A 10519-nucleotide genomic window follows, 5' to 3' on the forward strand; every position below is an offset into this window, starting at 1 on the left:
TTCGCCAGACGGATACGTAGAAGCTGTAAATATGGTCACTAATCCTCATCCATGTTATATCGAAATTCCATCAGAGTGCTCCTGTCAATGATAATAGAATCGCTCATCGACATTGTCCTCGTAAATTTAATTTAAAATGTTAAAACAATAGGTTATATTAAAATAAAGAATATTATCAAGGCGCATTGGTAATAGAAGTGCTGCACGGGTAATGATGTTATCACTACTGCGGTTTAATAAGCTGTTATGTGTTCAAGGAAGATATCGAGTATGAACCAAGATAAATCAGAAGCAATATTGAAAGCGATTACGGAAGATAGACATGACAAAATTATATTAGAGATCGAATCTCTTAAGCCATCGAAATATAGCTGGTTAATCGGCGCAATCATTCAATCAGTTTTGATTTTCTATATATTAGTTTATATGCAAGAGGATTCCATATTTATGGAGACTAAAAGTATCCTCATAATGCTGGTTGTACTTTTGTGTAGAAATACCTACTCAGATAATAATGTTCATAAGAGAATAGATGCCTTACTTCATCTCGTTAGTGCTAAATCTTTTAGTCGTAAAAACACATGATAAGAATTTAAAACAAAATTAAAACAGTTGGTTAAATCTCTATTTTCGACATTGTACAACCCACTTTTTTAGCCCGTCTAGTGCTGCTTTTATGCGATCAAACCTAAATGTATCCCAAACAATCACGCTCAGACAAACAAAACCCGACTTTACGTCGGGTTTTATGTTTATGACTCTTGAGCTGACAATCTAACACTGTAATGACTGTAACCAGCGAAACAAACAAAGCGACAATAACCGTTCAAACAACCGTTAATGCCTAACCGCCTGTGGCATTCATAAACCTAAGGATCTGGGTTTCGCCGTTAGGGTCAAAATGGTGCTCTTTGGGCTTGTGCTTAATACCATCGAGGATCGCGGTTTTCAGCTTTTCGATGTCACCGGGGAATTCACGCACAATCGCTTTTAAGTCGACGGAGTTCTCGTTACCGAGACATAACAGTAAACGCCCTTCAACTGTCACGCGTACGCGGTTACATTCGTGACAGAAGTTATTGCTGTGAGGTGAGATAAAGCCAACATGAATATCGCTGCCGGGCATGGTGTAATAGCGTGCAGGGCCGCCAGTGCGACGATTCGATATATTTAGCTCATAACGCTCACGAATTAGCGCTTTGATCTCTTCACTGCTGCAGTGACGACTGCGCTTACGCTCATCAATAACGCCTAACGGCATCTCTTCGATGAAGGCTATATCAAGTTCGCGTTCGCGGCAGAATTCGATGAGATCGAGTACTTCATCATCATTCTGACCACGCAGAATAACGGCGTTAACTTTAATCTTCTTAAAGCCAGCTGCACATGCGGCGTCAATACCTGCTATTACACGATCGACTTTACCGTTACGGGTCAGGCTAGTGAACAGATCAGGCTTGAGGGTATCTAGGCTAATATTAAGTCTATTGAGCCCTGAGTCGTGCATCTCTTGGGCAAAGCGGGTTAAGCGTGAGCCGTTGGTGGTCATCGACAGCTCTTCAAGTCCCGGTAACTTACCGAGCAGTTTGACTAATTGGTCACAGTCGGTGCGCACTAATGGTTCACCGCCGGTTAGGCGAATTTTCTTCACGCCTAATTCGGTAAAAGCTTGGCCAACCCATGCGAGTTCTTCAAGACTAAGTACATGCTCTTTGCTTAAAAAGCATGGATCTTCGCTCATGCAGTACACACAGCGAAAATCACAGCGGTCGGTGACCGACAGTCGCAGGTATTCGACTGTGCGGCCAAAGTTATCAACGATCAAACTCATACTACTTACCTACATGACCTCTATAACAGGTCGGCAAAAGGTTGGATATAAACTGTGTCACCTGGTTGTAACTGGTCATCTTTTTCACCTATCACGATGAGACAGTTTCCTTTTACCATTGAGCTAAGCATCCCTGAGCCTTGAGCACCTGTTGTGGTTACATGTAACTTACCATCAGCGGCTAGATGGTAGATCCCGCGCATAAATTCGGTACGACCGACTCTACTGCGCAGTGGTTTATCTGTGGTTGCTGGCACCATAGTCGGTGTCCAGTCTTGCTCACCCGCAAGCTTGCGAATGGCGGGTTGTACAAATTGCAGGAACGACACCATCACTGCAACGGGGTTCCCCGGCAAACCGAAGAACAAGCTGTTATCGATTTGACCAAAGGCCAGTGGGCGACCCGGACGCATGTTAATCCGCCAGAAGTTAATCTGGCCAACCTGCTCGAGTATCGTTTTAATGTAATCGGCATCGCCGACCGATACACCACCTGAACTGATAACGATATCAGCTTGCTTGGCGGCGCTTTTCAGTGCATCTGCTAGCGCAGTTTCAGAGTCTTGAATAATGCCTAAATCAATCACTTCACAACCGAGTTTCTTCGCCATCGACTTGATGGTGTAGCGGTTGGAATCAAAAATACAGTTTGCTTGTAATGGCTCACCCGGTTGGCAAACTTCATCACCCGTGGAGAACACTGCAACAGTTGGACGCTTAAAGACAGGCAGCTCACCAAAACCAAGGGATGCCACTAGACCTTGCTCTGCAGCATGCAGTCGAGTATTGGCAGCAAGCGCGGTTGCGCCTTGGGCAATATCTTCACCCGCCTGTCTGACGTGTTGGCCTAAAGCCATCTCGCCTTCAAAGCGCACTTGGCCATCTTGTTCGTTAGCCAATTCGCGCAATTGCACGGTATCTGCGCCAGCAGGTACTGGAGCGCCTGTCATAATGCGGACAGCTTCACCGGCTTGAATGGTGCCTGCGTATGCGTGGCCTGCCATGACTTCGCCAACCATCTTATAAGCTTGGCCGTCTGCAGCGAGTTTAAAGGCGTAGCCATCCATCGCTGAGTTGGTATGCTGCGGCACGTTAACGGGCGAGATCGCATCACTAGCGAGTACTCTATTTTCTAACTCATCAAGTGCAACGGTTTCAGTCGCGGTGACTGGATTAACGTAAGAGAGAATTTTATCTATGCCTTGGCGTACCGACAGCGTGGTGCTGTTATCGAGTTCACAACCACAGCTAGGCGCCATTGGCAGATCGATAGGGCATGGCTTCCAGCTGGCAATGTAGTCACAGACATAATCGGCTATCTGCGGCACATTATTAATATCTAAACGTTTTAGCTCTTGTGGCAACTCGGTTTCATCGCAACAAGCAATCGCTTGAATGTTGTCATCATGAGTATGGATGAACGGTTTACCATGTGCGGCGCGGTGCAACTCAATTTTTGGCAGTTCGAGCTTTTTAAAACCTTCAACCAAGACGATATCGACTTTGTCTGCTTCAATTTGGTTTAAAAGATGAGGCAGCTCTGGATCAGAGTCACGTGCATCTTCAGTCATTAATGCCCAGCGAACATGGGAGGCAACTAGCATCTGCTTGGCGCCGGCTTTACGCATTTCGTAACTGTCTTTGCCTGGAATATCGACATCAAAATTATGATGAGCGTGCTTGATAACAGCGAGGCGAACACCACGGCGGTTAAGCTCTGGGATCAATTGCTTTAATAAAGTGGTTTTGCCGGTGCCGCTGTAGGCACAAAATCCGAGAACGGGAATAGGTAACGGATTAGTAAAAGGTATGCTCATTTACACCTCAGGTTATTCTTTTCGTTGGCGATAGCTTCGCTAAGTTGCTGCTTTTGTTCTGGCGTATTGACGTTAATAAAGGCATTCGGCTGGTCGCTGAAATCAGTCACTACGTAATTGTGCTTGGCGTACCAAAAATCAATTTTGCGTTCGCCAGCATCTAAAAATGCTTTCATTGATGCACGTAAACTCGGCTTTAATAACATCACTACGGGTTGTTCGCGTTTACCATCGCTTGCAACTGCAAGCTCTGCATCTTCCGCGGTTAACTGCGCCAGCATTCTGCTGACTAAATCACTCGGTAACAACGGGCAATCGCAAGGCACGACCATTAAATAGTCTGCTTGTGTGTGACTCATTGCAGTGATCATGCCTGCTAACGGGCCAAGATAGCCGCTGTCTTGATCACTGATGACCTCAAAGCCGAATTCAGAATACACCTTTTGATTACGGTTTGCGTTGATCAGGATCTCCTTAACTTGAGGATTTATCCTGTCAATTGCATGTTTTATCATCGGCTGGCTTTCTAATTCAACTAAGCCTTTATCGTTGCCGCCCATACGTCTGGCCATACCGCCGGCGAGGATCACTGCATCGATCGTTATCGTCATCACTTCTTCCTGTTATTAGGGGCTTACTTAACAATAGCAATCATACTCCGACGCGAAGCAACTTAATGCTGGCGAGGTAGCAATTTTAGTACGGCAATTAGGCCATATTGTTTAGCATATTGGGATTAATATGAACTGCTAATGTAGGTGGTGCTTCAGGCACCTTATCATTATTGCTTATTTTATTGTTATCGATTAGCCATACATGGTCGCATATTTGGGTCAGCATACACGACTGATGGCTACTAATGATCATGCCTGTACCCTGTTTTTTAAGGTCGGCGACCATCTGCAATACCAGATGTTGCGAGTGCTTATCCATGTTTGATGTCGGTTCATCGAGCATCATGAGTTTAGGCTCGACAATCCAAGCACGTGCAATGGCCAATCTTTGTCGCTCACCACCCGATAAACTTGAGGCTGATTGGTTCAACAAGTGGCCTAACTGCGCCATCTCAATTGCTTGCTCAGTGCGAGCACTCAGTTTTGCCTTATCATTATCAGAGAATGCTTTTGGGTAGGTGAGATTATAAAGCACTGTGCCATCAAATAGATACGGATGTTGATGTAGGTAAAGTGCTTTACCTACGATTGTGTTACTACGCCACCAAGGGGCGAGTGCGTAGCCAATCGCTTGCACTTGCCCTTGAGTAGGCTTAATCAATCCCGCCAGTAATTTCATTAATGTGGTCTTGCCACAGCCATTATCACCTTGAAGGTGGATAACTTGGTTCTGTGAAAATATCAGTTCAGCGGCACTAAACAGATGTTTATCACCAAATCGCATCTCAAGATCTTGTGCAATAATTTTTGCCATGCTGATTAATGACTCCTCGGCTCAGCTTTGCCTCTTAGGGTACCTAAGGCAAAGTTTAGCACTAGTGCTAACACTAGCAGGACTAGGCCAAGCGCAATGGCTTGAGCAAAGTCACCTTTACTGGTTTCTAGGGCGATAGCAGTTGGGATATTTCGGGTGACACCGGCAATGTTGCCGCCAACCATCATCGAACAACCCACTTCTGTCAGAATACGGCTAAATGCAGCGATGATAGCGAGTAATAGTGGCACTTTTAACTCGCGGCAAACGGCCCAGATAGCGCTATACCACGGTGCACCTAGTGTGCGAGAGGTTTCCCATGCTCGGCGGTCAACACTAGTGAATGCGGCTTGGCTCATGGCGACAAGTACCGGCGCACAAATCATCATCTGCCCTAAAATCATGCCTTTTTGGGTGAATAACCATTTAAGATCGCCAAGTGGTCCCATGCGAGTGAGCAGTAGGTAGACTAATAGTCCGATGACAACAGTGGGAACAGATTGCAGGGTTTGAATCAGATTAGTGATAAGCCAGCGGCCGCGGAAGCGAGAAAAAGCCAGCAGAAAACCGAGTACCATAGAGGGCAGCAAGGTGATAGCTAATGCTGCAAATGATACTGAAAAAGATACCGATATAATGGACCAGACTTCTGGATCCAATGAAAACAGCAGGCTTAACGCCTGCTGTGTTAGGGCTAACCAGCCTTCATTCATTCGCTATAAGTTGCCTTGAACAATTGTTCTCCCTGAACTTTGTAGTTATTGATCATCCCTTGCGCCTCTGCGCTGATCAACCAATCACTTAATGCTTTAGCCCCTTTGTGGTTCAAATCTGGGTATTTTTCAGCATTGATCAGCATAATTTGATACGGGTTCGCGAGTGCTTTGCCACCATCAAAATCTACTGCTAGGTCAATCTTACCTGAGTAAGCAACAAAAGTGCCACGGTCAGAAAGTGTATAACCTTGTAATTCGTTTGCCATTAATAGTGTTTTACCCATGCCTTGGCCAACAGAAGTATAGCCAGCAAAGTCTGGCTTAACATCAGCTTTATTCCAAAGAATAAGCTCTTTCATATTGGTGCCTGAGTTGTCACCACGAGAAATGAAAGGCGCGCCTGATTTAGCTATTTTGGCAAATGCCGCTTCAGCTGAATCACTCGGGCGAATTTTAGCAGGGTCATTTTTTGGACCTAAGATAACAAAATCGTTTTCCATTATCCCACGTGGAAGTCTGCCATAACCTTCTGAAACAAACTTAGCTTCAGCTGCTGGTGCATGTGTCATTACAACATCAACATCACCTTGGCGAGCAAGTTTAAGGGCTTTACCTGTTCCAGTTGCAATCACTTGTACTTTATAACCTGATTCGGCTTCGAAAGTCGGTAGTAGATTCTTCAACAAGCCTGAGTTTTCAGTACTAGTAGTGGTTGCTAGCTTAATAACTTCATTGGCTTGAACAGGCATTCCAACAAACAATGCAGCAGTCACAGCAAGACCAATAACGCGTTTAAGGTTTAACATTTTTACTCCTTGGCAAATATTTATGGGTTGCTCTATACCTGAGTACCCACTGAAAAGTGAAATCACTTGTGTAACCAAGAGCAAGTTTGATGCCATTTATATATTCGAGGATTTTGTATCACATCAGTCGCTTAAGTGTGAGCTTGATCCCATGCTTATTAAAAAACAGTCAGACAATATGTCCCAACGTCGCTAAACCGTGGTTCATAGTGACCTATTTGCGGCCGTTAGGTGGTAGACTTTGTTCATTATGAGTCAAAATGTCCTGTTTAAGACAAGATGAGCCAGAGAGTAAATACTATGAAGCCAATTCCTTCCGCCGTATCAGTACTAATTGTCGACGATGAACCTGGTATGCGCAGCTTTTTGAAAAAGGCGCTGGCAAAGAAGTTTGCGCTGGTGGAGACCGCTTCTAGTGTTGAGGACGCAGAACAGTTGCGCTCACGCTGTCATTTTGATCTGCTCATTGTGGATATTCGCTTACCTGGGCGTTCGGGCATTGAATGGCACGAAGCACTCAATGATCAAGAGCGACGTTCTGACATCATCTTTATGACCGGTTATGCCGATATGGATGTGGCAATAAAAGCACTGCGCGCAGGTGCATCTGACTTTATTATGAAACCGTTCCATCTAGAGCAGATGATGAAAGCCGTCGATCGCTGTATCGAGCGACGTTTACTCAAGCGTGAAAACTTAATGTTGCGCCGCGAAGTCTCTTTTAATCAATCTTCTACCATTATTGGCCAAAGCGATGCGATGACTGAGGTGAAGGATGTCATTGCGCGTGTGGCACCAACCAATGCCGTGGTATTGATTGAAGGTGAGTCTGGCACAGGTAAAGAGTTGGTGGCCAGACAGCTGCATACATTGAGTGGTCGCCAAGGACCATTTGTGGCGGTTAACTGTGGTGCCATTGCCCCAGAGTTATTAGAAAGTGAGTTATTTGGTCACTCCGCGGGCTCTTTTACTGGCGCAAAAGGTAATCGCGAAGGTTTGTTTAGTTTTGCTTCGGGCGGTACTATTTTTCTCGATGAGATTGGCGAGATGCCGCTAAAAATGCAGACAGCGTTACTGCGAGTGTTAGAGCAAAGAACCATTAGACCGGTAGGTAGCGAGAAAGAGATTAATATTGATGTCCGGGTACTCGCGGCAACTAACCGCAAACTATCTGAGGAGGTTGAAGAGGGTAACTTTAGACGCGATCTCTATTACCGCCTCAACGTGCTTGATATTGTGATCCCACCACTGCGTGATAGACCTGAAGATATTGTAGAGCTGACCCATCACTTTACCTGCCAGTTAGCCTCGGAGCTTGGCGTTAAAGAGGTGGTGTGGAGTCATGAAGATATGCTTAAACTGCAGCAACATGAGTGGCCAGGTAATATCCGTGAGCTGCGAAATATGATTGAACGCTGTATATTGCTCGGCAAGCCACCTGCAGAGTACTGGAAAGCCCAGCCTAAAGCTGAGATGGTGGCAGAATCTGGTTACCCGCTGCAATGGGCGTTAAAGGATGTTGAACGTGACCATGTGACCCGCGTTGTCGATATACACGGTGGTAATAAATCAGCAGCAGCAAGAGATCTTGGTGTATCGCGTAAAACGCTAGACCGCAAGTATAAAGAGTGGTTTGGCGGTGAAAAGAATATTGAAGAATAAGCCATTGGGCAGGAGAGTTTAGGTGTCATTTTTTTCCAATATATTTGGTGTTAGTTGGCAGCAGATGCAGGCTAAGGTGCGTTATCGCATTCTTATTCTCACCTTGTTACCGATCTTATTAACACTTGTCAGCCTAGTGTTTATTACCATCTATTGGAATATCAGTTACACCGGTAAACAACTGTTTATGAAAGTAAAGGCGGACTTAACTGTCGCCAATAATACCTTGGAGTCAGTGCAAACAATTCAAGAGAAACGACTTGAATTGGTGATGAAGTCTTGGAGTTTTCAAAATGAGTTTCGAGAGCTAGATCCTAATGCACGTGCAACAAGGAAAGCATTGCAGCAGCAGTTAGCGCTTACCAAAACTGAGTTAGATCTCGATTTTCTGCGCTTGATTACTGTCGCTGAAGCGGCAGCCGACCCTGATCTGCGGCAGATGCTGCCACATATTGAAGACGACAAACCGTTTTCAGGTTTGATGGTGTTATCGCCGAGTCGTTTGTCCCGTATCGATCCTGCACTGGCTGAACGAGCAAAAGTGACCGTGATGAAAACTCAGCGGGCACAGGAACCGAGTAAAGTTGAGGAAAAGCGAGGCTTGTTAAGCCGCAGCTTATTGCCTATTCCTGATGCCGATGGCCATGTGGCTTGGTATTTAGATGGCGGAATCTTACTCAATAGAGATACCCGTATTGTCGACCATATTCGCGATCTGGTTTATGACAAAGGCACTTTGCCAGAGCGCTCTATTGGTACGGTGACCATCTTCCTCGATAATATTCGTGTCAGTACTAACGTCCCGCTGCATTTCTTCCCTAAAGATGATGATAAACGTGGTCGGGCGCTTGGTAGTTTAGTGTCATCCGAGGTGCGCGAAAAAGTCTTGAATCAAGGCTCATTATGGGTAGATAGAGCCTTTGTATTTAATGATTGGTTCATCTCTGCTTACGCTCCCTTAGAGGATGTGCAAGGCAGACGTATCGGGATGATCTATACCGGTTTCTCTGAATCACCCTTTATTCATAACTATCTACTGAATATTATTGAACTGGGTACCATCTTGATGCTGGTATTACTGGTTTCTGGTTGGTTAGTTTACCGTGGTGCCTATAGCCTATTACAACCTATTGAGCGTATTCACCATGTAGTGAAAGCGGTGCAATCAGGACGAAATCTTCGCATTGGCTCCTTAGGACTCGATAGCGGTAACGAGTTGTCTAACTTGGCTGAGCAGTTCGATCGCATGCTTGATCTGCTGCAGCGGCGTAATACTCAAATTCAAGCCGCGGCAGAGCAACTCGAGGTTAAAGTTGAAGAGCGCACTCGCAGCTTGCAAGAAAAAACCGAAGAACTACAAGCCAACGTCGCCTTGCTTAATGAGACTCGCCAGCAACTGGTTATCAATGAAAAGCTAACAGCACTTGGTGAGCTGACTGCTGGTATCGCTCATGAGATTAATAACCCCACTGCGGTTATTCTTGGCAATATGGAGCTACTGAAATACGAACTTGGTGACAATGCTGATGTTGTTGAAGAGGAGATTGAACTGGTTATCCAACAGGTCGGTCGTATCAGTACTATTATTCGCAGTTTGCTGCAATATAGTCGTCCAGGTGAGTTTAATGCGCCGCTAGAGATGCATCAGATCACGCCGATTATCGAAGAGATGTTGGTGCTTGTTCGTCACTCAATACAAAAACAAGAAGTGGTACTGCACCAAGAGCTCAACGCAAGTTATCCAATTCAAGTTAATCGACCCCAGCTATTGCAGGTGCTTATTAATATTGTTGTTAATGCTGCTCATGCGATTAACGATAAGGGGCAGATCTGGATCCGCACCTATGACTGGGTGCAAAGAGGTGACCCAGTTGGCGTTAAAATTGAAATAGAAGATGAGGGCAAAGGGATCCCGGAAGAGGAACTAAACCGTATTTTTGACCCTTTCTACACTACTCGCAAAGATGGTACTGGCCTTGGGTTATCATTAAGCTACGGTATCATCAAACGTATCGGTGGCACTATAGATGTGACCTCTACGGTGGGTAAGGGCAGTATGTTTACGATCGGTCTGTACCATACCGCTGTTGAAGCGCAAACCGACACTCCATACGAAGGGCTGCAGTTCCATGGCCGTGCGGATGATCAGCACTAGCTAGACTTAATAGATAACTCAACAAGCCAGAACTTTCCTTCTGGCTTTTTTATACCTCTCTAGCCGAAGATGCTCACAATAGAAGCATTTATACCAATCAGTAT

Annotated in this window: 9 protein-coding genes; 3 read left to right on the forward strand and 6 right to left on the reverse strand. The window is 45.4% G+C overall.

Features of this window, described 5'->3' with window-relative positions:
- Positions 1-270: 270 nt before the first annotated feature.
- Positions 271-585, forward strand: a complete 315-nt coding sequence (locus tag AB4238_RS13245; RefSeq protein ID WP_372033856.1) for a hypothetical protein — start codon at positions 271-273, stop codon at positions 583-585.
- A gap of 259 nt (positions 586-844) precedes the next feature.
- Here AB4238_RS13245 and moaA read toward each other — a convergent pair whose 3' ends face one another.
- From moaA to AB4238_RS13275, 6 genes are all read right to left on the reverse strand, one after another.
- Complete coding sequence (gene moaA, locus AB4238_RS13250) at positions 845-1831, reverse strand: GTP 3',8-cyclase MoaA (protein WP_248975638.1); 987 nt, start codon at positions 1829-1831, stop codon at positions 845-847.
- A 20-nt stretch (positions 1832-1851) separates the two neighbouring features.
- The gene (locus AB4238_RS13255) at positions 1852-3648 is read right to left on the reverse strand and encodes a bifunctional molybdopterin-guanine dinucleotide biosynthesis adaptor protein MobB/molybdopterin molybdotransferase MoeA (RefSeq protein ID WP_372033857.1); all 1797 of its coding nucleotides are present in this window, start codon (positions 3646-3648) and stop codon (positions 1852-1854) included.
- Positions 3645-4259 carry a molybdenum cofactor guanylyltransferase MobA gene (gene mobA, locus AB4238_RS13260; protein WP_371994140.1) on the reverse strand — a complete coding sequence of 205 codons (615 nt, stop codon included), beginning with the start codon at positions 4257-4259 and terminating at the stop codon, positions 3645-3647. Before mobA ends, AB4238_RS13255 begins: the two co-directional genes overlap by 4 nt.
- A 97-nt stretch (positions 4260-4356) precedes the next feature.
- The gene (locus AB4238_RS13265; protein WP_372033860.1) at positions 4357-5082 is read right to left on the reverse strand and encodes an ATP-binding cassette domain-containing protein; all 726 of its coding nucleotides are present in this window, start codon (positions 5080-5082) and stop codon (positions 4357-4359) included.
- Positions 5082-5789: an ABC transporter permease gene (locus tag AB4238_RS13270; RefSeq protein WP_371994139.1), complete on the reverse strand. Its 708-nt coding sequence runs from the start codon at positions 5787-5789 to the stop codon at positions 5082-5084. The genes AB4238_RS13265 and AB4238_RS13270 overlap by 1 nt, the downstream gene beginning before the upstream one ends.
- Complete coding sequence (locus tag AB4238_RS13275; RefSeq protein WP_372033858.1) at positions 5786-6598, reverse strand: substrate-binding domain-containing protein; 813 nt, start codon at positions 6596-6598, stop codon at positions 5786-5788. Before AB4238_RS13275 ends, AB4238_RS13270 begins: the two co-directional genes overlap by 4 nt.
- 279 nt (positions 6599-6877) lie before the next feature.
- On the opposite strand from AB4238_RS13275, the gene AB4238_RS13280 reads away from it, so the two are divergent.
- Positions 6878-8260, forward strand: coding sequence for a sigma-54 dependent transcriptional regulator (locus AB4238_RS13280; protein ID WP_220737140.1), 1383 nt, complete (start codon positions 6878-6880; stop codon positions 8258-8260).
- Positions 8261-8282: 22 nt separating this feature from the next.
- Positions 8283-10415, forward strand: coding sequence for a cache domain-containing protein (locus AB4238_RS13285; RefSeq protein WP_372033859.1), 2133 nt, complete (start codon positions 8283-8285; stop codon positions 10413-10415).
- The last annotated feature ends 104 nt before the right edge of the window (positions 10416-10519 follow it).

Origin of the sequence: Shewanella sp. 10N.286.45.A1, assembly GCF_041470405.1 — a bacterium.
GTDB lineage: Bacteria > Pseudomonadota > Gammaproteobacteria > Enterobacterales > Shewanellaceae > Shewanella.